This is a genomic window from Pseudomonas sp. LBUM1678, from assembly GCF_059695575.1.
In genome coordinates, this window is the sequence record NZ_CP166775.1 from 6,079,306 (window position 1) to 6,103,010 (window position 23,705).

A 23,705-nucleotide genomic window follows, 5' to 3' on the forward strand; every position below is an offset into this window, starting at 1 on the left:
AGGAAGAAGTCCATGCTAGAAGCACTTTCCATCTCCCTGAACAAAGCCGCCGTGTTCGGGTTTGTCGCGTACATCCTCGGCGCCGCTGTGCTGTTCGCGCTGTTCCAGTTCATCTACACCCGAATCACCCCGCACAAGGAATTCGAACTGATCCGCTCGGGCAACGTCGCCGCCGCAATCGCTCTGGGCGGCGCCCTCATCGGTTTCGCGATTCCGGCCAGCAATGTGATTGCCTACTCGATCAGCCTGCTCGACTTCGTCGTCTGGTCGCTGATCGCAGCAGTCGTGCAACTGCTGGCGTTCCTGGTGACCAGCCTGGTGTTGAAAGGCACTTCTGAACGGATCAAGAAAGGCGAAATCGCGGCGGGTGTCTATGTCGCGGCCGTGGCCATCAGCGTTGGCATGTTGAACGCCGCCTGCATGACCCCTACCCCGAACTGATTGCGCACGGAGCTCCCGATGAAACGAAGCAAGTACGTTCAACTGTCGCTGGCAGCCTCGGTCGCCATGGCGATATCAGGTTGCGGGCCGACGGAAAAAACTTACCCGGTGCAGAAGAAATACAACTTCCAGTCCGTTCAGCAATGTGCCGATGAAAAGCTTCCGGTGGACGTCTGCTCGGACGCCTACATGAGCGCCATGGCCGAGCATCGCCGCATTGCGCCGGTGTACGACAACCAGGCCGATTGCGATGCCGACTTTGTCGCCGACTGGTGCCAGCAGGATTCCGCCGGCAAATTCATCCCCAAGCTGGGCGGTTTCGAACTGACCGCCGATGGTCAGGTGACGCAATCCCAGGTGGACGCGGCCAAGGCGCAATTACCCGCCTCGGAAGCGAACACTGGCGGCTCGGGCTTTTCCACCGGCAGCCTGCTGACCGGCCTGCTGATCGGCAACATGCTGAGCAGCAACCGCAACAGCTACTACTCCGAGCCGGTATACCGCTATCGCGATGATCGCGGCAGCTATTCGAACTCGACGCTCAGCCAGCGGATGTCGAAGGGCTCGACGTTTAACAAGTCCAATCAGGCGAGGTACGGCAGCAGCAACTACGCCGACTCGGTCCGTTCTTCCGCAAGCAAACCTGTTTCCGTTGCCTCGTCCACCTCTCGTGGCGGCTTCGGCAGCAAGGCCAGCGCACGCAGCGGCTGGGGCGGCGGCGGCGGGTCGAGCAGTTAAGGGGACCGGACCATGAAGAAAATCCATTGCGCAGAGCGTCCTGACTGGAAACAGACGGCCGAGGGTCTCGGCTTTCTGTTCCATACCATCGACGACGAACCCTACTGGGACGAGAGCGCGTATTACCAGTTCTCGCTCAAGCAGATCGAGAACGATCTCGAGGACCCGACCACCGAAATTCATGAGATGTGCATGGACCTGGTGGCCCGCGTGGTTCAGAGCGAGGAGTTGCTTGAGCGCTTGAGCATCCCCGCGCCATTCTTCGACATGGTTCGCACCTCATGGCTCGAAGGTCACCCGCACCTGTACGGGCGCATGGACTTCTCCTACAACGGCACCGGTCATGCCAAGTTGCTGGAACTCAACTACGACACGCCGACCAGCCTGTATGAGGCCGCGGCGTTTCAGTGGGGCTGGCTGGAGCAATGCATCGAACGCGGCGTGCTGCCCAAGCATGCCGACCAGTTCAACAGCATCGACACCAAACTGCATCAGGCCTTCGCTCAATTGCAACTCAAACAGCCCTTCTACTTCGCGTCGATGAAAGACTCGGTCGAAGACAAGGGCACCACCGATTACCTGCGGCTGGTGGCGGAAAAGGTCGGCATCGAATCACGCCACATCGATATCGAAGACATCGGCCTGACCAGTGACGGACGTTTCGTCGACCTCGAAGATCGCTGGATTCCGCACCTGTTCAAGCTGCACGCCTGGGAGTTCATCTTCCACGAGCCCTTTGGTGCAGCGATTGCCCAGAGTGATACGCAGTTTTTCGAGCCGGCCTGGAAATCCATCATCTCCAACAAAGGCATCCTGCCGCTGTTGTGGGAGTTCAACAAAGGTCACCCGAACCTGCTCGCGGCCCACCTGGATACCAATCCGGGCAAAGCAGTGCCCAAGGGTTGGGTGCGCAAGCCGTTCTTCTCGCGGGAAGGCGCCAACATCGAGCTGCAAACGGCTGACGGTCTGATCGTGAAAGAGGACGGCCCCTACACCGATGCGCCGTTTATCCTTCAGGAATTCGCGCCGCTGCCGCGTTTTGGCGACAGCTACACGCTGATTGGCTCCTGGGTGATCGGCGATCAGGCAGCTGGTATCGGCGTGCGTGAGGACAACAGCTTGATCACCAAGGATTCGAGCCGGTTTTTGCCGCATTTGATACTCGACTGAGCGACCCGTCGCCCATGAAAAAGCCCATGGCCTCACACGCCATGGGCTTTTTTCTGCCCGTGAATCTGGACGATCTGCACTGAACGCGAGACCGCCAGAACCCTGAAGAGTCAAGCCAGAGACGACACTGCTTCCACTCCCACCGCAAACCGCGGGGGAAATACCGCTCTGGAAGCCTGACCATGAACACACTCGATACCAGCACCAACAGCCTGTCGAAAAAAATATCGCTCGGCGCCAGCACTATGGCGCTTGGAACCTACGGCATCTACTTCGCACTTGCCGTTATCTACTTCTGGTTCGGCGGGATGAAATTCACCCACTATGAAGCAGAGGGATTGGTACCGTTGGTGAGCAACAGTCCGCTACTGGGCTGGGTCTACGAGATTTTCAATGTGGATCTGTTTTCCGCCCTGCTGGGTGTGCTCGAAGTCTCGATTGGCGCGCTGATCGCAGGTCGCCTGCTTTCACCCAAGTTGTCGTTGATCGGCGGCGCGTTGTCTGCGGGATTGTTCGTCACGACGTTGAGCTTTATGTTCTCGACGCCCGGAGTGATTGAGCCCGGCCTCGGCTTCCCGGCCATCACCGTTGCGCCTGGCCAGTTTCTTCTCAAAGATATCGGGCTGCTGGCCGCCTCTGTCTTCATCGCGGGCCATTCCCTGAGCAAGCTGGAAACGCCTTGAGCTGACACGTTTACAGCAAAAATGGCCTGAAACAGTCCACTGTTTTCAGGCCATTTTCGTTTCGTGTCATTGGGGTTGAATCAACAAACTGATTGCGACGCTTAGTGAGGCAGTTCCGCGCCCTCTCCCATCACGGATTTCATCCAGTCCCGCGGGCTGAATCCCGTCTTGCGACGGAACGCTCGGGCAAGCGCTGATGGACTTTCATACCCAACCTCGTCAGCAATCAGTGTAATCGGCCGACCTTCTCGCAGCCGTTTCTGCGCCAGACTGATCCGCCAACTCAGTAGATAATCGGCGGGGGTTTGTCCCAGGACAGATCGAAAATGCACCGCATAAGCGGCGCGGGACATGTTTGATTGACTGGCCAGCTCCGCCACTGACCAGGCACGTTGAGGAGCGTCGTGCATTTGTAACAGCGAGCGCGCCAGCCGCACATCGGCCAGACCGGCCATCAGCCCGGTGCTCAACTGATGGTGGTCGAGCAAGTGCCGGAACAGCAGGATGATCAGCAGTTCGAACAGGCGATCAAGCACTGCTTCCCTGCCGCAATGTCCCCCCGCTGCCTCACTGAACAACCATTTCAGCGTGTCGGCCAACAGCGGCAGCTCATCGAGCGGCAGCACCAGAAGGTCGGGGAGCGAAGCGGAGATCGGGTTACTGGCGCCACCGTCGAACGCCAGTTGCGCACACAATAGCTGCGCACCGTCCACCTCATCTGCGATCAGTTGATGCCGGCTGGGGCGCGGAAGAAAAATCAGACTGGGTCGGTCCAGCAACCTGTCACTCGCCCCGGGACCTTTCAAGATGACCGTGCCTGCCTGCAGGAGGTGAACATGACCGCGCAGGTCCGCACCATCGTAGGACGATATTCCACAGAGCTTGCCACTGTAGAACAAGTTCGCACGGACGCCGAACTGGGACAGCAACATAGACAGCCGGTCCATCGAGTCACCCGCAGGCAGATTTGAACGAATCGCATAATATCACCGTCAGTTCAGACGCCAACTTTACGCAGGTATTCGCCATCAGGGATCCGAGCCGGTTTTTGCTGCATTTGATACTCGGCCGAGCCATTCATCGTTCATAAAAAGGTCCGGTGCCGTGTATCGGGCCTCGGGGGAAAACAGGCGTAAACCTGCTCCAGGACCAGACAAGCACAAGACTTACCGCTGAAAAGCCGGATAATGGCAGCCAAATCGTCTAGCCCGTTATTCTGGTAATCCCCCATGGAAATCAAGGTCAACTTTCTCGACAACCTTCGGCTTGAAGCCAAGTTCGATGACTTCACGGTGGTGGCCGATCAACCAATCCGCTACAAGGGCGATGGCTCGGCACCGGGTCCGTTCGACTACTTCCTGGCTTCGTCGGCATTGTGTGCGGCGTATTTTGTGAAGTTGTACTGCAGCACCCGCAACATCCCCACGGATAACATCCGCCTGTCGCAGAACAACATTGTTGACCCGGAAAACCGCTACAACCAGATTTTCAAGATCCAGGTCGAGTTGCCGGCGGACATCTCCGACAAGGACCGCCAGGGCATTCTGCGTTCCATCGACCGTTGCACCGTGAAAAAAGTGGTGCAAGCCGGGCCTGAGTTTGTGATCGAAGAGGTGGAAAACCTCGACGCCGACGCCCAGGCATTGTTGATGCCTGCTTCCAGTTCAGAGGCGAGCACTTATATAGCGGGCAAGGATCTGCCGCTGGAGCAAACCATCGCCAATATGTCGGCCATTCTGGCGGACCTGGGCATGAAGATTGAAATCGCCTCGTGGCGCAATATCGTGCCCAACGTGTGGTCGCTGCACATCCGCGACGCGCACTCGCCAATGTGCTTCACCAACGGCAAGGGTGCGACCAAGGAAGGCGCTTTGGCGTCGGCGTTGGGCGAGTTTATCGAGCGACTGAACTGTAACTTCTTCTACAACGACCAGTTCTGGGGCGAAGACATCGCCAACGCAGCGTTTGTGCACTACCCGGACGAACGCTGGTTCAAGCCTGGCCGTAAAGATGCACTGCCGACCGAAATTCTCGACGCGTACTGCCTGAAGATTTACAACCGCGACGGCGAGCTGCGCGGCTCCCATCTGATCGATACCAATTCGGGCAATGAAGAGCGCGGCATCTGTTCGCTGCCGTACGTGCGCCAGTCGGACGGCGAGGTGGTGTACTTCCCGTCCAACCTGATTGAAAACCTGTTCCTGAGCAACGGCATGAGTGCCGGTAACACGCTGGCCGAAGCCCAGGTGCAGTGCCTGTCGGAGATCTTCGAGCGCGCGGTCAAACGCGAAATCATCGAAGGTGAATTTGCCCTGCCGGATGTACCGGCCGAAGTGCTGGCAAAGTACCCCGGAATACTGGCCGGTATTCAGGCGCTGGAAGAGCAAGGGTTCCCCGTGCTGGTAAAGGATGCGTCCCTGGGCGGTGAATTCCCGGTGATGTGCGTCACGTTGATGAACCCGCGTACCGGCGGTGTGTTCGCCTCGTTCGGCGCGCACCCGAGCCTGGAAGTGGCGCTGGAACGCAGCCTCACCGAATTGCTCCAGGGCCGCAGCTTCGAAGGCCTCAACGACTTGCCCCAGCCGACGTTTGAAGGTCATGCGGTGACCGAGCCGAATAACTTCGTCGAGCACTTTATCGACTCCAGCGGCGTGGTGTCGTGGCGTTTTTTCAGCTCGAAGTCGGATTACGAATTCGTGGAGTGGGACTTCTCCGGCCAGGGTGAAAACTCGAATACCGACGAAGCCGCGACCTTGTTCGGCATCCTCAAAGGTATGGGCAAAGAAGTGTACATGGCGGTCTACGAGCATATCGGCGCGACGGCCTGCCGCATCCTGGTTCCGGACTATTCGGAAATCTATCCCGCAGACGATCTGATCTGGGATAACACCAACAAAGCGCTGTTCTTCCGCGCCGATATCCTGAACCTGCATCGCCTGGACGAAGAGGAACTGCAAGCGCTGGTTGAACGTCTGGTGGAAAGCGAGCTGGACGACTACACCGACATCACCAGCTTGATCGGCATCGAGTTTGACGACAATACGGCCTGGGGCCAGCTGACGATCCTGGAGTTGAAGCTGCTGATTTATCTCGCCTTGCAACAATATGAAGAGGCGAAAGAGGCAGTGGAAATGTTCTTGCAGTACAACGACAACACGGCTGAGCGCGGCTTGTTCTATCAGGCCGTCAATGTGGTGCTGGAGATGAAGCTGGACGAAGACCTGGAACTGGAAGACTACGAGGCCAATTTCCGCCGGATGTTTGGCAGCGAGCGGACGGATGCAGCGATCGGCTCAGTGGACGGCAGCGTGCGCTTCTTTGGCTTGACGCCTACGAGCATGAAACTGGAAGGGCTCGATAGACACCTGCGCTTGATCGACAGCTACAAGAAACTGCACACGGCGCGGGCAAACGTGACGACGTTATCCAGTTAACAACGCCCACAAAAAAGCGAAGCCGGATCAATGGCTTCGCTTTTTTTGTTGTCACTTATCGAGCAGCTATATCCTAGAATGGTAGTTCACATAAGAGGAATCTATCAATCTCTGTATAGCCTTATTTTATTAGGCATACCCGCAAAAAAACAACGATAACGAGGAAAAATGTAAAGAACAGCACATCTTCTCCGCAAAAATCTGGAGACGGAAAGCATGCAGAGACTTGGTGTAAAGATCGTGCTTTACACACCGCGTACCTTGAGCAATTTCGGATGGCTCATAGCTCTCAAGAAAGGTGCCCATGCCTAGGCACCCAGCTCAGCAACAGTGACCAGCGCCCGTAGCGCAGATAGGACTGCTGGGCTTTTTCGAGCTTGCTCTCGCTCACGGGGAACCAGCGCTTGTGGCGGAATTTCTCAACAGAACGGCCCAGAAGCCAGTTCAGTGCGGAGCCAAGAACGTTGCCGAAGGTGGCAACCGCCAAAAGCGTAGAAACGGCGTACCGGTCGGAGAGCAACATCCCGACCAGCACGGCTTCAGACTGCATTGGCAATAACGTGGCGGCACCGAATGCCGCCAGGAAAAGACCTAGGTAGCTGGTGAGTTCGAACACTCAGACGTCACCTTATGCGTTCAGGCCGATCCAGCCATGGAAGCCGACGTACAGACCAACACCGATGATCAAGACACTGGACAGGTACGGTGCACGACGTGCCACGGTGCCCAACCAAGGCCAACGGTTAGAGGCTTGTTTAGCGCCAATAGCCGCAGCAGCACCCACAGCCACCAAGGTGATCGCCAAACCGATGCTGAAGCACAAGACGAGCATACCGCCCAGTGCGACTTCTTTAACCTGAAGGCACAACAGCAGGACGGTAATCGCGGCTGGGCAAGGAATCAGACCACCCGTCAAACCGAACATGACGATCTGGCCCGTGGTGACTTCGCGGTTGGTGAAGCGTTTACGGATATCGTTGGCATGCGCACGTTCATGCGCATCCTGATAACCATCAATCGACAACTCCAGACCTTCCAATTCGGAATGCGCATGCTCGTGATCGTGCTCCCGATATTGGAGATCGTAATCATGGGAGTGACCAGCATGCCCCAGACTCAAGCGAGCACTAAATTCGTGCGGTTCCGGGATATCAACCGCCGACTCCAGGAAGCCTAAGCGCTCGACAAATGAAAATATCTGGGTGCGACCGTCCGGTCGGGTAGTCGTCAGACGAACATCTGAGGCTGTCCAGTCGTGTCCGGTCAACGTCTTCAGGCGCCAGTGCGGTGGCACGCCTTCTTCGAAGATCGACAGCTCAACACGGCCATGACCAGTATCGATTCGGTGGGTCTCATCATGATGGCCATGGTCATGCTCGCCGTGATGGTGATCATTACCTTGCTCGAACTTGAACATCTGTTCGCCACGCCAGGTACGCCATAGCATCCAAAGCGCAATCACTATGATTAATGCAGAGGATGCGAGCTGGAAGTACGGTTCAGTGGTTTGAGCATCGAGGCCTTTGCCCAGGTACATGCCGCCGATGGCGACCAGCCACACCACGGCGGTGTGCGACAGTGTCGCGGCCAAGCCCAACAGTACAGCCTGTTTTACGGAGCCACGGATGGCCACGATGAAGGCCGCCATCATGGTTTTTGAATGGCCAGGTTCTAGGCCATGTAAGGCGCCGAGCAAGATAGCGCTCGGAAAATATAGCCAGGCGTGAACCCCGCCTTGTTGCAGCAGTTCTGCGAAGTTGGGCATTTCAGACCTAGAGGTACTTGGTGATTTGTTTGAAGGCTTCTAGCGGAGCACGTTCGCCGTTGTTGAGTGCCGATACGGTGTCCTCCAGACAGTGATCGATGTGATCCTGGATGAGCGTGCGCTTGGCTTGGCACACCGCTTTTTCAACGGCATGCAGTTGCTGAGCAATGTCCACACACTGACGACCTTCTTCAATCATGGTGATGATGCCGCGTAAATGGCCATCCGCCCGCTTGAGGCGCTTGATGATTGCCTCGTGACTTTGGTGGGTATGGGTATGGGGATGGCTGTGTTCGTGATCGTGCTCACTCATGACTTGAGCCTCAGGCCTCAATGAATTACGCTGGCATCCTATCCCCCCTAGGGGGATGTGGTCAAACGTATGGCGACCACAACAACCGAGTTAGAAACTCCGGACACTATGCTCAGCAGATCCCTGACAACGACAGTGGTATTCGCACTTGTACTCGCCATGTTTGTGGCCTGGGCTGGGCATGCCTATACGTTGTCGGTAAAGACGAAACCGCCTGCCTGGGAAATCGCACAGGACGCCTATCACTCTCATGAGGAGCAGGCAGAGATGTCGTGCGCGAGTTGCGCCGATCATTACCACTCGTCTTTGACCCCTGACCACCAGCACGAAACGCCCCAGCTCACGTCCGCGTTGAGTTTGGCTGCACAGCCGAAGCTGTCCATACGAATCGATGCCCACCGATATTCCGTTCCTCGTCCGCCGATTTTCTTGATCGAGCGTCCACCACGTCCTTCGTTCGCTTCCTGACCATGGCCGCACTGCGGCCTTTGATCCCTGCAACGTAGGATTGATCTATGCATTCGCACTCGATGAGCGGCGTTGTCGCATTCACTGCGCCATCGCACCGCCCGCTACTGCTGTTGTTTTTACTTGTCGCCGCACTGTTCCTCGGGATGCCCGAGGCGATGGCTCACGCCGTCGCGGAAGGTGACAAGGGCTTCATCCAGGAAAGTTCCGGCGTCATGTTGCTGCCCTTCATCTACATGGGCGCCAAGCACATGATGACGGGCTACGACCACCTCCTGTTTCTGTTCGGGGTGATCTTCTTCCTCTATCGCCTGAAGGACGTGGGGCTCTACGTCACGCTATTCGCTGTAGGCCACTCGGTCACACTGCTGCTTGGCGTGCTGACAGAGGTCAGCATCAGCTCCTACATCATTGACGCCATCATCGGTTTCTCGGTGGTGTACAAGGCGCTCGATAACCTGGGTGCGTTCCAGCGCTGGTTCGGTTTCCAACCCAACACCAAAGTGGCCACGCTGATCTTCGGCCTGCTCCACGGCTTCGGCCTGGCGACAAAGATTCAGGAGTACGAGATCTCGCCTGATGGCCTGATTCCGAACCTGATCGCCTTCAACGTTGGCGTTGAGATCGGCCAATTGCTGGCCCTTAGCGCGATTCTCATTTTGATGGGGTATTGGCGGCGCACCGGCAGTTTCTGGCGCCACGCCTATACCGCCAACGTCGCCATGATGAGTGCCGGTTTCCTGCTGATGGGTTACCAGATCACCGGCCTGTTTGTCTCTGCGTAAGGAATTCTGACCATGTTCAATACTCCGCTTCCAACTGTTAATGAATTGCCTAGCACTCGCAAACTGGTGCGGTCGACTGTCATTGCCCTGCTGACTGCGGTCGGCCTGCTGGTGACCGTTGTCATGCCTTCGGAATACGCCGTTGACCCTACGGGTGTGGGCCGAGCACTGGGGCTGACCCAGATGGGCGAACTGAAGATCATCCTTGCCCAGGAAGCTTTGGCGGATGCCGCGCCACCTCAACCAGCAGCTCCAGCTCCAGCTCCAGCTCCAGCTCCAGCTCCGCAGGTTGAGCAAGTCCAACCTGTTGCGGAACCTGTTGCTCAACCAGTGGCGACACCTACCCCCGCCCTGAAGACCAATCAAATGAGCGTCACGCTCAAGCCAGGTGAAGGGACAGAAATCAAACTGGAAGTGCTGAAAAACAAGACTGTCAGCTATGAATGGACGGCGGTTGGTGGGCCCGTGAACTACGACACGCATGGCGAGCCCTACAACGGTGAAAAGGGTTACTTCCACAGCTACAACAAGGGCAAGCAGGTCAAAAGTGATAAAGGCGAATTCACCGCCATTTTTGACGGCACCCACGGTTGGTTTTGGCGTAATCGCAGCAACAACGACGTGACCATCGCACTGAAAACGACCGGCGATTACTTGAGCGTAAAACAGTAATCCGAAGCGACGATGGCTTCTCAGCTGCCGAAAATGCGGCGCTCAGCCTCACCACAGACCATTTATTTCATCCTTTTTTTTGAAGAGTCTTCCCATGAAAACCTCAACAACACTGATCCGTTCGATGCTCCTGATCTGTTTCCTTGGCCTAATGACGGCATGCGGCGGCGGTGAGAAAGGAGCAACCTCCGAGAGCGCTGAGCACGGACATTCACACGAGTAACACCCTGGAAAACAACAAGGCCGCGATTGCGGCCTTGTTGTTATTAGTTTTCACCTCCACTGCCCGCCACGCCTAATCGTCCAGATCCATTACTTTTTAGACTGGCTGATTGACCGGAAACAGGCGCTCGACAATCGTACAGTCAAGCCAGCGGCCTTCCAGACAGGCGTGCTTTTCATACACCCCTACCTGACGAAATCCGCAGGCTTCACACAGTGCAAGACCGGCGTGATTGACGGTAAAAATACGTGAAAGAATCTTCCAGAATCCGCGAGCTTCTGCTTCTTCCAGCAGTACCTTAAGCAACTGCTTGCCGAACCCGTAGCCGCGAACACCGCGATCCAGATAAATGGAGAAATCTGCAACGCCTTCGTAACAGGCTCCGTCGCGATATCTACTGAGTCCAGCCCATCCAACAACTTGATTAGCCACATCAACCATTACCACGACCGGATAGCGTTCCACTGCGTTGATGCGATCAAACATGTCCGATGTGTCTATAGGAGACGTTGCAAACGTAGAGCTACGATCTTCGATACCTTGATTGTAGATGGCTGCCATTCTGGTAGCGTCTAAGCGTTCAGCTAAACGAATTCGCATTAGCGTTAGCATTGTTGGAGCCCCATCCGGTTGGTAGTAACTGCATTACTGTTAAAAAAGGTTTTCCCTTTCAATCCTTGCTCTTTAGAGCACTCGCTTACAAGTCCGCAGCGAATCTCTGTGGCCCGCGTAATCTGCCTGAGCAATGGAACTGCTCGCAAGGCCTGTCCTTGACGCCCAGGCGTTCGGCCCCATCGGCTCAGCTTATTTTTTGGAAAGGTTCAGAGCCTCGGTACGACCTGGCGCGATGTGCAGGCATCTGTTGCTTTGCTTCATGGCTACCTGGCGGTTGCCGATGAGTAACCGTCCGGGCAACACACCTTCCTGATGCCGTCGCTTAAGGCGATGGTGTCCACCTAAATTTAAGTGGACACCATTTTTAGACTTTTTAAGCGGATGCCCATGCCACCAGAACGCCGTTCCTATTCCAACTCCTTTAAGGCCCAGGTCATCGCCGAGTGTGCGAAGGCTGACACCTCGATTGCCAATGTCGCCTTGACCCACAACCTCAATGCCAACCTCGTCCATAAATGGATTCGGGTGCATGGGCAGAAAAACCTGGCACTGCAAACTGCTTTTATTCCGGTCAAGACATTGTCTTCGACAGCGGCCCCTCAAGTTCTTCCGGCCACGATTCGAATCGAAGTGCCTCATTCAAAAGGCGTAGTCGTGGTGAGCTGGCCAGCAGAAAATGCAGCGACATGTTCCGCTTTCCTGCGAGACCTGCTGCGATGATCCGCATCGACACCATCTGGCTCGCCATCGAGCCCATGGACATGCGCGCCGGCACTGAAACCGCTCTGGCGCGAGTCGTGGCAGTCTTCGGTGCGGCGAAGCCGCACTGTGCTTATCTTTTCGCCAACCGCCGCGCCAATCGTATGAAAGTGCTGGTGCATGACGGTGTGGGGATTTGGTTGGCTGCCCGGCGCTTGAATCAAGGTCGTTTCTTTTGGCCAGGCGTGCGGCACGGTTCTGAAGTTGAGTTGGATGCAGAGCAACTTCAAGCCTTAGTGCTCGGCTTACCTTGGCAACGCGTCGGTTCCGGAGGAGCCATCACGGTGCTCTAACTCGTCTGCTATGGCGCGCTTGCCAGCGCAATTGGCCCATTAGTCTATCGCCGCTACTTGCCCTCTCTGGCAAAATCGGCGGCATGACTTCGCATCCTAATCTCGATCAATTAAACCCTGAAGAACTGCGTGCCTTGGCGGCGCAGTTGATCCAGTGCGTCGAGACGATGGACAAGCAAATCACCCATCACAAGTCGGTCAACGAGAAGCTGGCCCACGAAATCGCGCTGCTCAAACGCTTCAAGTTTGCCAAGCGCAGCGAGCAGATAAGACGAGACCCCGGTACAAATGCTGACACCTGGCGCGAAGAAAACTCATCGCGCTTATGTCTGGGCTTATGCCACCAGCCAGTTCTCCGATCTGGCGGCGGTCGTTTATGACTTCAGTCCGAGCCGTGCTGGCGAACATGCCCGAGCCTTCCTTGGCCACTGGAGCGGTAAGCTGGTCTGCGACGACTTCGCTGGCTACAAGGCAGGCTTTGAACTGGGCGTCACGGAGATCGGCTGCATGGCCCATGCACGCCGCAAGTTCTTCGACTTGCACGCGACCAACAAAAGCCAGATTGCCGAAAAAGCGCTGCACTACATTGCAGCTTTGTACGAAGTGGAGCGAGAGGTTCGCGAACTGGGATCAGGTGACCGGCAGCGAATACGGCGAGAGAAAGCAACGCCGATCATCGATGCACTTCATACCTGGATGATCGCCCAGAGGCAGCTTGTGCCTGAGGGATCGGCCATCGCCAAGGCGTTGGATTACAGCCTAAAGCGGTGGATAGCGCTGACGCGCTATCTCAATGACGGTGCTGTGCCCATCGATAACAACTGGTGCGAGAATCAAATCCGACCGTGGGCTCTTGGGCGCTCGAACTGGCTGTTCGCGGGCTCGTTACGCAGCGGTAAACGTGCGGCTGCAATCATGAGTTTGATTCAGACGGCACGGCTCAATGGGCATGATCCATATGCGTACCTGAAGGACGTCCTCACCCGCCTGCCGACACAGCGGGCGAGTGAGATTACTGAGCTACTCCCGCATAAGTGGGGTCACATTTAACAGTCCAGATTTTCTAGTGAGACACCAGACTTTTTGGAACGTAGGCTGCTACTGACCTGCGGATTTCTTCCCTAGCCTCATCTGCGCTACCCCAGCGCCCCATCTTCAGCCACTTACCTGGTTCCAACGCCTTGTAGTTCTCAAAGAAATGCTGGATCTGCGCAAGCAGAAGTGCGGGAAGGTCTTCGCACTCCTTGATATCGCTGTACATCGAGCTGAGTTTGTCATGAGGAACAGCGATTACTTTGGCATCGGCGCCTGCTTCGTCTGTCATGTACATCACGCCAACCGGACGACTGCGAATGACAACGCCAGGAGAGACCGGATAGGGGCAGACCACCAGTACGTCCAGTGGATCGCCATCATCGCTTAGCGTGTTCGGTATAAACCCGTAGTTGGCCGGATAGAACATCGGTGTGCTGAGGAAGCGGTCGACGAAGAGCTGTCCACTTGGCTTGTCCACTTCGTATTTGATCGGAGAGTGGTTTGCAGGAATCTCGATAACGGTGAAAAAGTCATCGGGGATCGCGTTACCAGCTGGAATGTCCGTATAGCTCATGTTCATAGCTCCGAAGCTTTGGAAGGGGCTGCGCTGGAAGGCGTTTTTCCAAGTGTGCCCATCTCGATAGGCGTCTTGGTGAAAAACACCGATATTTCCTCACAGTCCAGTCGCTTGAATAACCGCTCTGCCTCATCCTCCGTGATTGCCAAGCGAATCTCCGTGGGTTGATCAGCCAGCTCAAAAAAGTGCGATGAGTGTAGTTTTCCAGTGTGTCCAAAACCTTCGATTCCAGTACATAGCGTGGCACCGCGCAGCCCCATTTCCTTAGCTACGTCGACGATCCATTCGCCAAGCATCTTTCCTTGATAACGACGGTTTTGTTGGGTGAAGAAAACGACCATATAACCTTTCATTTTAATCTCCTCAGCGAGTACCAATCATTTGGTAGGACAGTAGTCCGGCAGCGGTCATCGCTAACGAACCTACGACGTGCAATGAAATTGAGCCGAGCGCCCACAGCAATCTCCCTTCTTGGATTAGGGCAACTGTTTCGGCTGAAAAGGTGGAAAAGGTGGTAAGTCCCCCACAAAAACCCGTGATGATTAGCAGGCGCCATTCGGGGCTTAAGGAGGGAGATGCGGCCAAGAACGCGATGGCTAGGCCGATGATGTACCCCCCGACCATGTTCGCCACCACAGTGCCTGGGGGAATTGTCGGGAACAGCGCGTTGAGCTTCATGCCCAGAAGCCAGCGCAACCAAGCACCAAGTGATGCACCGATGGCGATAACTAATAGTGATTTCAGCATGGCTGCAACTCTCCTCTGGGCTGGTAGAGCCAAGGAGGTGCTGATAATCGCAGATTACGAAAGAGAGCTGATATGAGATTTGGAATCAAGATCCTGTCCTAAATTAGAGGACAGGGAGGCACACCTACGCACCCTGTCCAGGGTTTACGTAGGCATCATCAGCACGAGGCGGTTTCAAGGAGGAATGCCATCTCCTGAGCAGATCCTATAGCAACAGTACCGATAACTTCAACCTCCACGCCCCGAAATCAGTGCGGCCTATAGGGACGCTGTCTCTACTGTCATAGTGACCTGAGCCTACCCAGCGACCTCAATGGAAGTTCGAAAATAGGTACATCGGAATTCCAATCCAGTTGTTCAAGACGGGTTCGGCAGACGCTTACGCCGATGATTCAAAAAGAGTATGTGAGATGTGCTTAGGCCCGGTGTTAAACACGGGAAGTCGACTGCAACACTTACTGGTGATTTAGGCGGATTCAGCCTCCCATCACCCTGACTCCCTCCCCTCCGCTCAGGCGCTAAAATCTTACGAGTCTTGGAGAAAAAAATGACACGAAAAGAGCAGTTAACCCCCATTGAAGATGCATTGGCAGAGCAACCTCTGGTCGTCGCGCAAGAGGTTTCTTCTGATTGTCCGTCACAAGGCACAAAGCTTTCGCTTGAAACCCTGTTGGCAGAAACTCCGGAGAACAATATAGATGAGGCATGGGAAAAAATGGCGCCGGTTGGGCGTGAATCCTGACGTGTAGGGCCGCGCCATTAGCCAACCGCATGCAAGAGTTTGTGGCTGGACAGAATGCCTTCAGAACCCGTCAGTGAAATAGCCCCATTCACCGACCAACTCATCTATCGCCAGCGAAATTCTCGATTCCTGCATCAATTCGGAAGGCGTGTAGCTGAGTGCCACAGCGATGGCCATCGCGAAACCATCAAGGCTTTGCGGGTTATATGGCCAGACTTGGAGCTTTATCAATGATGCATCGCTGAGGCTGTATTCATCGACAAACGCCAACATCCCCTCCAACCGGGTAAATTCGCATAACGATATCGCACGCGTTTTCAGAGGCCAATCCGCGAGCATCGTTCGCGTATCCAAATACGTGTCCCCGGCGCTTGCAAGCATTGGATGAGTGAAGGCTCTTACGCAAAACGACATCAGCAGGGGAGACGATACGAGACTCCGTACGTGTTTCAAGTCGACTAGCCCTTGACCAAACTCCCACGCCAGTTCGCGACGCAGGTGTTCTTTGAGATTTGGGTGATCAGCCATCACTATTCTTGAGTTGGCGATAACATTCATAAGGATTACACCCCAACGCCATATTCGAGCCGTTTCAGCAGCGTGTAGACAGCCTCGCACCCCTCGTTCGTATTGAGCATTTCGTAAGGCCGCCGACCGGCAAAAGCAATGCTTGGCTGTTGCACCCAATGTACGGCGCTCGCTCCCAAGAATGACAAAATTAACGCCACGGTTCGTGCATAGCTGGCAACGTAATGTTGGTCAGCGATCCTAGGCTCTATTTGTTCTACAGCCTGTGTCCCGCGATGTTTCTCACACCGAGCAAGAAGCCAACCTTCAAGCGCCATCACTTCTCCAGGCATGCTGCACAGCTCGCATACGCAACCCGAAACCAGTTCGGTGATTTCTAGAGCCATACCGACGCCAGCGTCGCCCCCACGTTGATAAATCCGGAGCTGACCGAACTTTTCTTTCACTTGTGAAATATTCACGTCGAGCGCTCTCAACTCTGCATATCGCTGGATTAGCAGCAGACTGCCTTCGATCAGATCCGACCAACCGTCGAGGCATTCAAACCCGAACATTTCCGTCTCAGAGACGTCTCGCTGAAAAAGAAGGGTTCGGTGATTAGTAGCGAGACGTCTTTCAATGAAATTATTCATTTACCCTATCTACCTTGGACCACAACGTTTCTCTGGGATGCCGAAGTAGCGCGGACGGGTAAATCTGTCCATCCATCAGCTCGTAGCAGTACTGCTCACCGACCGAATGGATCGCTCGAATCGGCTCCATCAACCACCTGCATTTCTCGTTCAACCATGGCGGGGACACAAGCTGAATTTCCCGAATAAATTCCTCGGGTGTATCCCTATAGGCCAAACCCAATAGGTGGCGGACGGCAGGGATCATGAATTGCTGCTGCGAGGAAACCTCCCCGTCGAACGTTTCGTAGGTCAAAAAAAACCACTCATGATTCGCTGTCTGTGAGATGTAGGCCCAACGATGCGTTCCTTCCTCCAAAGCGAAAAGCGGATTCTGCAATCGCGCTTGCGCGTGGGTTTCGAACATATTATCTCTCCAAGCGTTCACTATCGGCGTACTATAGTACGCTGCGAACGCTAGCTCAATGTGGCTACATACTCCTTTTTCAGGAGTAGCCGCATGCGCGAGCTAAACGACGCATTTGCGCTGGCTCTGAGGGATATGCGGCATCAGGCCAATTTGGCCCAGAGCGACTTCCCACCGAGGGTTAGCAGGGAGTACATCAGCCTACTGGAGCGTGGACTTCGCTCCCCTAGCCTGAAGGTGATAGACGATCTAGCTGAAATCATGGGTATCTCCCCGCTGTCACTTGTGCTCCAGTGCTATCTGCATCGGGATCCAAGCACGAGTTTCGAGGCCCTTCTTGCAAAAGCGGTTCGCGATGTAAGGGTAGAAATGATCCCTGACAAAGATGAGGATGTGGACTAAGAGATACACCTGATGCTTTTCACTGCTGCACTCTCACGGGCAGCCCTGGTTTTGGCAGTTGAAACGAAGCATTCGACGGGAAACGTATGCTTCGCCCCGTACACTTTCTGCGTTGTTAACTCTTCCTCCCAGCGAATGGGGTATCAAGCCGGCCTGATCTTCGTTGTTTTCATTAAACCGACTTCGCCGAATGAGCCCACATGGCTTCTACTCCAGGCTCTTGATGCCTACATCGAAATACGCTCTGATTGGGAAAAAAGTAGCAGGTGTCTACGCGATGTAAGTCGCCCCCGTTTTATCGCCTAGGGTGACTGAGATTTCGCATTGTGACATTTCAGGCAAAAATCAGAATCGACCAGGCTTGAAAGCCTTATTTTACCTCTGTACATGAGCAATGCCGCGAAACAGCTACTGCACCTTGTTTACAAGGGATATAAATAGCGCAGTGTGACATCCAGGAGAATCATGATGGCAGCGAACTCAATCGCAGAAATCCTCAAACGCGATGGCCCAATGTTAAGCAGCGAATTGTCGAAGCTACTTGAGCAACGGCACGGTCTGAATGCGACCGCTGCCCGGAAACGGGTTGAACGAGGCTGCGAGGGAATGAGCAAGCTGAGCCATATCATTTTTCCGCACCGAGCCCGATTCCTGTATTTGGAGAAAAATTACGGCTCCCCCTTTTTCTTTCAAAACTTGATGGTCGCACTCAAAAAAACTGGAAGCTCATACTTCACTGCTCTCAATGCATTGGAGTTGCGCGACAACATCATGCCTCGCGGCCACTTTCTGATTGCCTGCGGAGCACCGGTAGCCCAGAAAAAACACATCTCATCCGAGAGCCTGCTTGAGAGACTGATCAAAGCGACCCTTGTGAAAGAAATCAAGGCTCCCGGTGGAGAGACCTGCATCGTACGATGCGACGTTGAACACATCCTGGACGCAACGTCGCTCTGGGCAAAAATGAAGAGCCGACTCATCGCGGAAAAAATCACGTTATTGGCAGTTAAAGACTGGTCCCGGAATCTGGGCATGGTCAGCTATGACTCAGTCGAGACCCGAGAAGATGAAGACACCACGACCTTGCCTAAGGTCGGAACGTTTAACTGGGATTTGGCAGGGCCGTCGTATTTATTCCCAATGCGAGGACAAGCAGTTGTCGGTGTAAAGCCTGGCTTTCTGGTTTGTGATTTAGCGTTGAATGGCAGAGTCTCTCTCGAACACATTGGCGCGTTTGTTCGCAAGTGCATAACACTCAGAAGCCTGCCGAAAGTGAGTAAGTGCCTTCAGATATTCGTGGCGGAAGAGTACGAAGCAGAGGCTTTTGCTTTACTCAAAAAAGAGGGGATTATTCCGGCTACAACTGAAAGCCTGTTTGGCCGAGACGTAGCCAAAGCCTTAAAAAACCTATGCGCGATACTGACGGATACAGCAAAACTGACCCAAAACCCCGAGGCATTGGAGAAAATTTTCGATGACCTTTCTCGCATTGAAGGTGCCGCCTCTACCTTGAGAGGTAGCCTTTTTGAGTTCGCCGTTGCCCAGATTGCTAAATTTACCCTTCCTGGTTATGAGCAGGAAATGAACCGAATCGTCAAAAACTTGCTGGGCGATAAAGCCGAAATTGACGTATTGGCAGTCCGAAGAAATCATGAAGTCGTCTTCATCGAATGCAAAGGAATTCATCCATTCACCACGCTTGATGATGACGAAATAAACAAATGGCTCGATAAAAGGATTCCTGTGCTTAGGGCGTTCGCTAAGACACATTCGGAGTGGGCTGGAATGGATCTGAGGTTTGAACTTTGGACCAGTGGCCGCTTCTCTGAACGAGCCTTATCTCTGGTAAGCGCCAGGCAGACTGAGAGCCATAAATTCCTAGTTCAGCTTCGTGATGCGGAATATGTATTAGCACAAGCGGTCGCTAGCAAAGACACAGGGCTTTTGAGGACGTACGAGCAGCACTTCATCAAAAATCCCATGCAAGAGTTTGAGGAAGCGCAAAAGCGAGCAAAAAGAAAGGCGGAGAGAGCGGCGAGTCGAGCAAAAGTGAAGGAAGTTCCTCTAACAGAAGCAACGCCTCCACCGTTACCAACTCTTTCGACACCTGAGACCTATACAGGCTATTTGGGCGATTCAGTGAACTAGCGTTGCATTAAAAGCAGGCCCATCGCAGTCTTCGGAGGCCGAACGTCAACCTGACTACCGGCTACGCTGATCAGAGCCAGACCGGACAGTATCCATGAACGCTTGCTTATAACCGATGGCCTTTAAGCAGAGGACAAGGTGGCCATTGGGGATCTAGGATAACCACATGGGTTCGCGCCCGCGTCAGCGCAACCCGAAGCACTTTGCGACTTTTAGGGTAAGGTGGAAGATCGTCGCGCCAAATGAACGATGACTCCACAACCGCCCCGCTCCGTCTTGCCTCCCGTACCAAAATTACGCCATCGAATTGCTTTCCCTTCGCCTTGTGGATGTTCATAACTTGCAAGAAGGGTGAATCCTCAGATCCATCCAATATCTGTTCTTGCGCCAACGCTTGATCAAGTGCCAAACGAGCATTTGTGTAAGCGCCATCGCGCAGCCACTCTGAAGAAAATGCGGAAGCAATGCGATGTCCGCGCCTGAAGGCCACCAAAAAATCCAGCTGTAAAGCAACCCGAACGAGTTCAGCTTGGTTGGTAGATCGAAGACTACGTTTCACCTCCAACCAATCCGCAGCTGGATCACCCGTGAATCTAAGGTTTAAGTCGGAGATCAGGATACGCAATGATTTTGCGATATTAATATTTAACGCTTTTCCACTCCTGATCTTCAGAGCCTGTTCTTTCAATTTTGCTACATCTTTTCTTGCTTGGCCCGTCGCACTGCGGGCGGCAGCGATTAACTCCATACCGGTAGCGACGTGAGCTTCCATTTGCTCCAGGTTCTTCGGCTCCAATAGAAATGCAGCAAACCGTGCAGACAACAACGATTCTGCTTCATCGAAAAGCAGCTTGTGATTTATGACCTTGCCCACATTTGAGCCAAGAGCGTTCAGCGCATTAGACATTTTTAATGCACTTCTATTGTTAGAAACCAAGATAGCAATCGACTCTAGGAATGAGCCCGTCTGAGCCTTAGTAGCATCGTAAAGTTGCGACAGAGCGCGACGCAGTAGATGGTTCCAATTTGGAGGCGGCTTCTCAGGCCTGTAAGACAGCGTCGAGACACCCTTGTAGGAAGCACCACGCACTTTGCCACTTAGGATGTCATTGCCAAAAGCTAGAATTTCAGAATCAGGACTCCGGTGATTTTGAGCCCCAAGATCAACCTCATGGGGATGAAGTACGTCCCGAATTGCGATGATGCGTTCAGGTCCAACGCCCGGAAGGAAGTCGAATATCTGCTGTTCGAGATCTGCGAGGCATAAGATCTGCGTATATGGAGCAAGCATCCCTATACACTGCCAAGCCTGATCCCCGGTATCCTGGGCTTCATCCACGATTATGAGTGGGTGCCGGCTTGCAAGGGAAGACAGCAGATGTTTACTGAGACTGAGTAACCTCACAACGTTTTGCGCAAATAGATCGAAAGCAACCCTACCGTCTACTCGGAAGAGTTGTTCTCGCTCCGCCTGCCAGTCAGCCCAACCTTCATCTCGCTCATCGATTCCACCAGAAATAGCTTTCTCATCCTGGGGTAATAGGATTGAAAGCTTGTATGGCACACCAAGTAGATAGCCATGCGCTTTCAAGATGCTCCAGAAGAATGAATGAAATGTCTGGATGGACAGTTGCTCTCGCTGCTCGCTGGAGGATTCAAGCTTGGCGGCGTCGAGTATCCGAGCAACTGCTGCGCGGGAAAAGCTGAGAAACAGCACCGACTGTCCTGGCTGCATACCACGCTTAATGCGTTGTACGGCTTTTCGAAGGGCCACCGTTGTCTTGCCGCTACCTGGGCCGCCCATTACAAGAATGTGGCCCTCACATGCTAATACGCTATCGCGCAGTCCGCAGGCGTCGTTCATATCTTCGGCGGCCATGCATCGTCCCCTACCTCCTGCTCCGGACCGTCATTGATCGGGGGTGGCAAAGGAAAGAGCGCATAAATCGAAGTTAAAAATTTAGTTACCGTTTCCGGCAGCTCGTGAATCGCACATTCATCAAGGAGGCGAGCGGACCAACCAGCTCCTTTGTTACTTCCCAAAACGTCTCTTGCTAAACCTCTTACCATCTCGTCGCTGGGACGCTGGTCAGGAATCGCGGCATTACCATTCTCGTTGTTGGCCTTCAACGTGGTCAGAAATGACCACAAGCGATCCGCAGGCACCTCTGTAGAAAGTAGGCCTTCGAATCCTTTGTAGGCATGCTCTACGTTGATCTCATAATTATCAGCGAGTGCTTTCGCCTGCTCGGCTTTACGTATGTGCTTGTAGTCGAAGTCATAAAATCCGAATGTGCGAAGCCCCAAAGTCTTAAAAAATTTACCGAATTTCGGCATGTTCGATTCGCCGTCTGCATCGAAGAAAGCCACCCCTGCGATATCAAGCGGTTGGAGGGTTGGGTCGCTTTCCTCCATACGGCGAGCAACAATTGGCAATGCGTGAAATTCAGTGATCCCCTCGACAACTATCGCCGCCCTACCAAGCATGCATTCTGAAAGTCCGGAACGGGAAAAACGCTTGTAATCGTTGTCTTTCAGGCCCGTAGCGTCGGACACCTTTCTCGCAGTGACAATACCTCCATCGCGAGCAAGGAGAAGCGTTTTGCTTGGCTCAAACTTTTCAATTACAAATGGTGAGTGTGAGGTAACAAAAGCCTGCGTCGTCTTCGTTGTTAAATACTCAGCGATGCGGCGCTGAGTATGGGGCGGGACTGCAATTTCAGGTTCCTCCATAGCAAAGATAACCGTATCAGGCTTAAGGTCTGCGATGAACGACAGCAGTGCCAATACCAGGGTATTAATAGTGCCGGTGCCAGCGTGAGCGAATGGCACGTGCCCCTGATCAGGCGCTAACGCCAGGAAAAAGGTCATGGTTTTGCGTAGATGCTCGCGGGTCAGTTCTGACACATGCAGCTTCGTGGCATTGCCGTTAGACTCCAGCGCAATGTATCGAGCAAGACGCTTCTCTACAGATCGAAGAACTGGAGCAATTTCAGCGGCGTCAGCTTCGATGTCGAGATTTTTCAAACGGGAGATGGTCTTTTCCCACAAGCTTGTCCTTACGCCTTTGGTACGCAAGATGATGTCTAGCATCGATCCACGTTCAAGACTGAGCGCTCGCGAACCTGTCCTGAGGGTTCTGAGATAAAGAAATCCAAACTGGCGTTTGATCGCCTTGGGAACTGATGTCAGCTCTCCAAGTGGGGCATCTGGGCTGTGCGAAAAATAGCTTTTAGCGACAAACTCATCCTCTTCAGCGTCGTATTTACCCACCGTTTCAATTCGCAAACACGGGACTACCTCGGGGGGATTCGCTGCCTCGATCTCTCCTGGACCGAGAATTCGATTTTCAACCAGGTGCCAAAACTCGATGTTGCCGCCGCATTTGTTGCCAACCTCGCCGTTAAGCTCAATCACAACCGCTTCAATGCGCAGTTGTACCGGTTGCGGCTCGGCCCCCTCCGCTATGGCAGGGAATAAATAAATACCGTTGTAAAAGTCGAACTCATCTATGGGCGGAAAGCGATTTAATCTGTCAGGGCCTAATACAAGATCCAAAGCTTCGCAAATCGTACTCTTGCCAACGTTGTTGGTTCCGACCATAAGGGTATGGCCATCAAAAATTAGGTTCGCGAGCCGGATGCCACGAAAATTTTGAATGGTGAGTCTGACGACTTTCATACTGTTCCTTCAGCACAAACCCTATGATCTTTTGATCATGGCATCAAAATGATTCTATGGTCACCCCATTCATTTTGGCTAGCTCATTCAATCATGGCGCAGCTACAGGAAATCCCAAAGATCGCAGCAGAATCCTTCGGATTGATGAACACGATTTTTCCGATGAGCGGACTGGATGAAGCGCAACATTCTTTGGAGACAAGTCTCAGCTGCGTAGTTGCGTGGACTTGACCACCCATTTGCATTCGACTTGACCAGTCGTTTGCATCGGATTTGACCAGAATACTGAGTGGCCTTGACCGGCAAAAAACGGCCAGATGCAGCCGTACAAGTCATTCAGCCCTAAACCAAAGATAACCAGTGAGCAGCTTCAATACGTGCTCAGCCGCATAGGGTCATGAGCTTGATCAGCAACGAAGCTAAGGCTGAAAACTGTCTATACCAAGCA

25 protein-coding genes, 2 pseudogenes and 1 riboswitch are annotated in these 23,705 nt (G+C 53.9%); of the genes and pseudogenes, 14 read left to right on the plus strand and 13 right to left on the minus strand.

The window, feature by feature from the left end:
* The first annotated feature begins 12 nt into the window (after positions 1–12).
* The 4 genes from ACA070_RS27655 to ACA070_RS27670 all read left to right on the plus strand — a co-directional run bounded on the left by ACA070_RS27655 (position 13) and on the right by ACA070_RS27670 (position 3,032).
* The gene (locus tag ACA070_RS27655) at positions 13–441 is read left to right on the plus strand and encodes a DUF350 domain-containing protein (RefSeq protein WP_131062034.1); all 429 of its coding nucleotides are present in this window, start codon (positions 13–15) and stop codon (positions 439–441) included.
* Between the two features lie 18 nt (positions 442–459).
* Positions 460–1,179: a DUF1190 domain-containing protein gene (locus ACA070_RS27660; RefSeq protein ID WP_497449120.1), complete on the plus strand. Its 720-nt coding sequence runs from the start codon at positions 460–462 to the stop codon at positions 1,177–1,179.
* Positions 1,180–1,191: 12 nt separating this feature from the next.
* The gene (locus ACA070_RS27665; protein WP_497449121.1) at positions 1,192–2,349 is read left to right on the plus strand and encodes a glutathionylspermidine synthase family protein; all 1,158 of its coding nucleotides are present in this window, start codon (positions 1,192–1,194) and stop codon (positions 2,347–2,349) included.
* 182 nt (positions 2,350–2,531) lie between these two features.
* Positions 2,532–3,032: a YkgB family protein gene (locus ACA070_RS27670; protein ID WP_497449122.1), complete on the plus strand. Its 501-nt coding sequence runs from the start codon at positions 2,532–2,534 to the stop codon at positions 3,030–3,032.
* Between the two features lie 101 nt (positions 3,033–3,133).
* Here the strand turns inward: ACA070_RS27670 and ACA070_RS27675 are convergent, their stop codons facing one another.
* Positions 3,134–3,979, minus strand: a complete 846-nt coding sequence (locus ACA070_RS27675) for a helix-turn-helix transcriptional regulator (protein ID WP_497449123.1) — start codon at positions 3,977–3,979, stop codon at positions 3,134–3,136.
* Between the two features lie 282 nt (positions 3,980–4,261).
* Here ACA070_RS27675 and ACA070_RS27680 point away from each other — a divergent pair, with 282 nt between their 5' ends.
* Positions 4,262–6,466: an OsmC domain/YcaO domain-containing protein gene (locus ACA070_RS27680; protein ID WP_497449124.1), complete on the plus strand. Its 2,205-nt coding sequence runs from the start codon at positions 4,262–4,264 to the stop codon at positions 6,464–6,466.
* Between the two features lie 310 nt (positions 6,467–6,776).
* Here ACA070_RS27680 and ACA070_RS27685 read toward each other — a convergent pair.
* The 3 genes and pseudogenes from ACA070_RS27685 to ACA070_RS27695 form a co-directional block, all read right to left on the minus strand.
* Positions 6,777–7,082, minus strand: a pseudogene (locus tag ACA070_RS27685) (YqaA family protein); the annotation flags it as partial.
* Positions 7,083–7,094: 12 nt separating this feature from the next.
* Entirely contained in the window at positions 7,095–8,231 is a 1,137-nt protein-coding gene (locus ACA070_RS27690) for a nickel/cobalt efflux protein RcnA (protein ID WP_497449125.1), read from the minus strand.
* Positions 8,232–8,238: 7 nt separating this feature from the next.
* Entirely contained in the window at positions 8,239–8,544 is a 306-nt protein-coding gene (locus ACA070_RS27695; RefSeq protein ID WP_497449126.1) for a metal-sensing transcriptional repressor, read from the minus strand.
* 515 nt (positions 8,545–9,059) lie between these two features.
* Here ACA070_RS27695 and ACA070_RS27700 point away from each other — a divergent pair.
* Together ACA070_RS27700 and ACA070_RS27705 are read left to right on the plus strand one after the other, a co-directional pair.
* The gene (locus ACA070_RS27700; protein ID WP_109631470.1) at positions 9,060–9,797 is read left to right on the plus strand and encodes a HupE/UreJ family protein; all 738 of its coding nucleotides are present in this window, start codon (positions 9,060–9,062) and stop codon (positions 9,795–9,797) included.
* A 12-nt stretch (positions 9,798–9,809) separates the two neighbouring features.
* On the plus strand, positions 9,810–10,469 hold the full coding sequence (locus ACA070_RS27705) for a transmembrane anchor protein (RefSeq protein ID WP_497449127.1): 660 nt from the start codon (positions 9,810–9,812) through the stop codon (positions 10,467–10,469).
* Positions 10,470–10,788: 319 nt separating this feature from the next.
* Here the strand turns inward: ACA070_RS27705 and ACA070_RS27710 are convergent, their stop codons facing one another.
* Positions 10,789–11,292, minus strand: coding sequence for an arsinothricin resistance N-acetyltransferase ArsN1 family A (locus ACA070_RS27710; protein WP_497449128.1), 504 nt, complete (start codon positions 11,290–11,292; stop codon positions 10,789–10,791).
* A 402-nt stretch (positions 11,293–11,694) separates the two neighbouring features.
* Here ACA070_RS27710 and tnpA point away from each other — a divergent pair, with 402 nt between their 5' ends.
* From tnpA to tnpC, 4 genes and pseudogenes are all read left to right on the plus strand, one after another.
* On the plus strand, positions 11,695–12,027 hold the full coding sequence (tnpA, locus tag ACA070_RS27715) for an IS66-like element accessory protein TnpA (RefSeq protein ID WP_497449129.1): 333 nt from the start codon (positions 11,695–11,697) through the stop codon (positions 12,025–12,027).
* Positions 12,024–12,359, plus strand: coding sequence for an IS66 family insertion sequence element accessory protein TnpB (gene tnpB / locus ACA070_RS27720; RefSeq protein ID WP_158273383.1), 336 nt, complete (start codon positions 12,024–12,026; stop codon positions 12,357–12,359). The genes tnpA and tnpB overlap by 4 nt, the downstream gene beginning before the upstream one ends.
* A gap of 83 nt (positions 12,360–12,442) precedes the next feature.
* Positions 12,443–12,739: a hypothetical protein gene (locus tag ACA070_RS27725; protein ID WP_497449130.1), complete on the plus strand. Its 297-nt coding sequence runs from the start codon at positions 12,443–12,445 to the stop codon at positions 12,737–12,739.
* Positions 12,630–13,409, plus strand: a pseudogene (gene tnpC / locus ACA070_RS27730) (IS66 family transposase); the annotation flags it as partial. The gene ACA070_RS27725 and the pseudogene tnpC, both read left to right, overlap by 110 nt.
* Positions 13,410–13,422: 13 nt before the next feature.
* On the opposite strand, the gene ppa reads toward tnpC, so the two are convergent.
* Genes ppa through crcB form a run of 3 tightly spaced genes read right to left on the minus strand, consistent with a single transcriptional unit; the run spans position 13,423 to position 14,718 of the window.
* Positions 13,423–13,968: an inorganic diphosphatase gene (gene ppa / locus ACA070_RS27735; RefSeq protein ID WP_497449131.1), complete on the minus strand. Its 546-nt coding sequence runs from the start codon at positions 13,966–13,968 to the stop codon at positions 13,423–13,425.
* Positions 13,969–13,970: 2 nt separating this feature from the next.
* Positions 13,971–14,324 carry a DUF190 domain-containing protein gene (locus ACA070_RS27740; protein ID WP_048730555.1) on the minus strand — a complete coding sequence of 118 codons (354 nt, stop codon included), beginning with the start codon at positions 14,322–14,324 and terminating at the stop codon, positions 13,971–13,973.
* A gap of 10 nt (positions 14,325–14,334) precedes the next feature.
* Complete coding sequence (gene crcB / locus ACA070_RS27745; protein WP_010924788.1) at positions 14,335–14,718, minus strand: fluoride efflux transporter CrcB; 384 nt, start codon at positions 14,716–14,718, stop codon at positions 14,335–14,337.
* Between the two features lie 142 nt (positions 14,719–14,860).
* Positions 14,861–14,922: riboswitch (Fluoride riboswitch) on the minus strand.
* A gap of 343 nt (positions 14,923–15,265) precedes the next feature.
* Between crcB and ACA070_RS27750 the strand changes: the two genes are divergently transcribed.
* Positions 15,266–15,460 (plus strand): hypothetical protein, encoded by a 195-nt coding sequence (locus ACA070_RS27750; protein ID WP_497449132.1) that lies wholly within the window; start codon positions 15,266–15,268, stop codon positions 15,458–15,460.
* A gap of 60 nt (positions 15,461–15,520) precedes the next feature.
* Here the strand turns inward: ACA070_RS27750 and ACA070_RS27755 are convergent, their stop codons facing one another.
* The 3 genes from ACA070_RS27755 to ACA070_RS27765 are packed head-to-tail and all read right to left on the minus strand — an operon-like array spanning position 15,521 to position 17,026.
* A complete protein-coding gene (locus ACA070_RS27755; protein ID WP_497449133.1) occupies positions 15,521–16,018 on the minus strand; it encodes a hypothetical protein in 498 nt (165 codons plus the stop codon).
* A 5-nt stretch (positions 16,019–16,023) separates the two neighbouring features.
* Positions 16,024–16,620, minus strand: coding sequence for an antitoxin Xre/MbcA/ParS toxin-binding domain-containing protein (locus ACA070_RS27760; RefSeq protein ID WP_497449134.1), 597 nt, complete (start codon positions 16,618–16,620; stop codon positions 16,024–16,026).
* Positions 16,613–17,026: a hypothetical protein gene (locus tag ACA070_RS27765; protein WP_497449135.1), complete on the minus strand. Its 414-nt coding sequence runs from the start codon at positions 17,024–17,026 to the stop codon at positions 16,613–16,615. Before ACA070_RS27765 ends, ACA070_RS27760 begins: the two co-directional genes overlap by 8 nt.
* Positions 17,027–17,119: 93 nt before the next feature.
* On the opposite strand from ACA070_RS27765, the gene ACA070_RS27770 reads away from it, so the two are divergent.
* Together ACA070_RS27770 and ACA070_RS27775 are read left to right on the plus strand one after the other, a co-directional pair.
* Positions 17,120–17,428, plus strand: coding sequence for a helix-turn-helix domain-containing protein (locus ACA070_RS27770; RefSeq protein ID WP_497449136.1), 309 nt, complete (start codon positions 17,120–17,122; stop codon positions 17,426–17,428).
* 465 nt (positions 17,429–17,893) lie between these two features.
* Positions 17,894–19,576 carry a hypothetical protein gene (locus tag ACA070_RS27775; protein ID WP_497449137.1) on the plus strand — a complete coding sequence of 561 codons (1,683 nt, stop codon included), beginning with the start codon at positions 17,894–17,896 and terminating at the stop codon, positions 19,574–19,576.
* Positions 19,577–19,682: 106 nt separating this feature from the next.
* On the opposite strand, the gene ACA070_RS27780 is transcribed toward ACA070_RS27775, so the two are convergent.
* Both ACA070_RS27780 and ACA070_RS27785 read right to left on the minus strand, forming a co-directional pair.
* On the minus strand, positions 19,683–21,455 hold the full coding sequence (locus tag ACA070_RS27780) for a UvrD-helicase domain-containing protein (RefSeq protein WP_497449138.1): 1,773 nt from the start codon (positions 21,453–21,455) through the stop codon (positions 19,683–19,685).
* Positions 21,437–23,257, minus strand: a complete 1,821-nt coding sequence (locus ACA070_RS27785) for an ATP-dependent nuclease (RefSeq protein ID WP_497449139.1) — start codon at positions 23,255–23,257, stop codon at positions 21,437–21,439. Before ACA070_RS27785 ends, ACA070_RS27780 begins: the two co-directional genes overlap by 19 nt.
* Positions 23,258–23,705 lie beyond the last annotated feature (448 nt).

Bases quoted from the DNA above. Each gene is read 5' to 3' on its own strand.
- ACA070_RS27710 (WP_497449128.1), bottom strand. From the start codon at position 11,292: ATGCGAATTCGTTTAGCTGAACGCTTAGACGCTACCAGAATGGCAGCC.
- ACA070_RS27665 (WP_497449121.1), top strand. From the start codon at position 1,192: ATGAAGAAAATCCATTGCGCAGAGCGTCCTGACTGGAAACAGACGGCC.
- ACA070_RS27780 (WP_497449138.1), bottom strand. From the start codon at position 21,455: ATGGCCGCCGAAGATATGAACGACGCCTGCGGACTGCGCGATAGCGTA.
- ACA070_RS27655 (WP_131062034.1), top strand. From the start codon at position 13: ATGCTAGAAGCACTTTCCATCTCCCTGAACAAAGCCGCCGTGTTCGGG.
- ACA070_RS27660 (WP_497449120.1), top strand. From the start codon at position 460: ATGAAACGAAGCAAGTACGTTCAACTGTCGCTGGCAGCCTCGGTCGCC.
- ACA070_RS27690 (WP_497449125.1), bottom strand. From the start codon at position 8,231: ATGCCCAACTTCGCAGAACTGCTGCAACAAGGCGGGGTTCACGCCTGG.
- ACA070_RS27700 (WP_109631470.1), top strand. From the start codon at position 9,060: ATGCATTCGCACTCGATGAGCGGCGTTGTCGCATTCACTGCGCCATCG.
- ACA070_RS27770 (WP_497449136.1), top strand. From the start codon at position 17,120: ATGCGCGAGCTAAACGACGCATTTGCGCTGGCTCTGAGGGATATGCGG.
- ACA070_RS27775 (WP_497449137.1), top strand. From the start codon at position 17,894: ATGATGGCAGCGAACTCAATCGCAGAAATCCTCAAACGCGATGGCCCA.
- ACA070_RS27725 (WP_497449130.1), top strand. From the start codon at position 12,443: ATGACTTCGCATCCTAATCTCGATCAATTAAACCCTGAAGAACTGCGT.
- ACA070_RS27670 (WP_497449122.1), top strand. From the start codon at position 2,532: ATGAACACACTCGATACCAGCACCAACAGCCTGTCGAAAAAAATATCG.
- tnpB (WP_158273383.1), top strand. From the start codon at position 12,024: ATGATCCGCATCGACACCATCTGGCTCGCCATCGAGCCCATGGACATG.
- ACA070_RS27705 (WP_497449127.1), top strand. From the start codon at position 9,810: ATGTTCAATACTCCGCTTCCAACTGTTAATGAATTGCCTAGCACTCGC.
- ACA070_RS27740 (WP_048730555.1), bottom strand. From the start codon at position 14,324: ATGAAAGGTTATATGGTCGTTTTCTTCACCCAACAAAACCGTCGTTAT.
- ACA070_RS27750 (WP_497449132.1), top strand. From the start codon at position 15,266: ATGACACGAAAAGAGCAGTTAACCCCCATTGAAGATGCATTGGCAGAG.
- tnpA (WP_497449129.1), top strand. From the start codon at position 11,695: ATGCCACCAGAACGCCGTTCCTATTCCAACTCCTTTAAGGCCCAGGTC.
- ACA070_RS27765 (WP_497449135.1), bottom strand. From the start codon at position 17,026: ATGTTCGAAACCCACGCGCAAGCGCGATTGCAGAATCCGCTTTTCGCT.
- ACA070_RS27760 (WP_497449134.1), bottom strand. From the start codon at position 16,620: ATGAATAATTTCATTGAAAGACGTCTCGCTACTAATCACCGAACCCTT.
- ppa (WP_497449131.1), bottom strand. From the start codon at position 13,968: ATGAGCTATACGGACATTCCAGCTGGTAACGCGATCCCCGATGACTTT.
- ACA070_RS27695 (WP_497449126.1), bottom strand. From the start codon at position 8,544: ATGAGTGAGCACGATCACGAACACAGCCATCCCCATACCCATACCCAC.
- ACA070_RS27785 (WP_497449139.1), bottom strand. From the start codon at position 23,257: ATGAAAGTCGTCAGACTCACCATTCAAAATTTTCGTGGCATCCGGCTC.
- ACA070_RS27680 (WP_497449124.1), top strand. From the start codon at position 4,262: ATGGAAATCAAGGTCAACTTTCTCGACAACCTTCGGCTTGAAGCCAAG.
- ACA070_RS27675 (WP_497449123.1), bottom strand. From the start codon at position 3,979: ATGGACCGGCTGTCTATGTTGCTGTCCCAGTTCGGCGTCCGTGCGAAC.
- ACA070_RS27755 (WP_497449133.1), bottom strand. From the start codon at position 16,018: ATGAATGTTATCGCCAACTCAAGAATAGTGATGGCTGATCACCCAAAT.
- crcB (WP_010924788.1), bottom strand. From the start codon at position 14,718: ATGCTGAAATCACTATTAGTTATCGCCATCGGTGCATCACTTGGTGCT.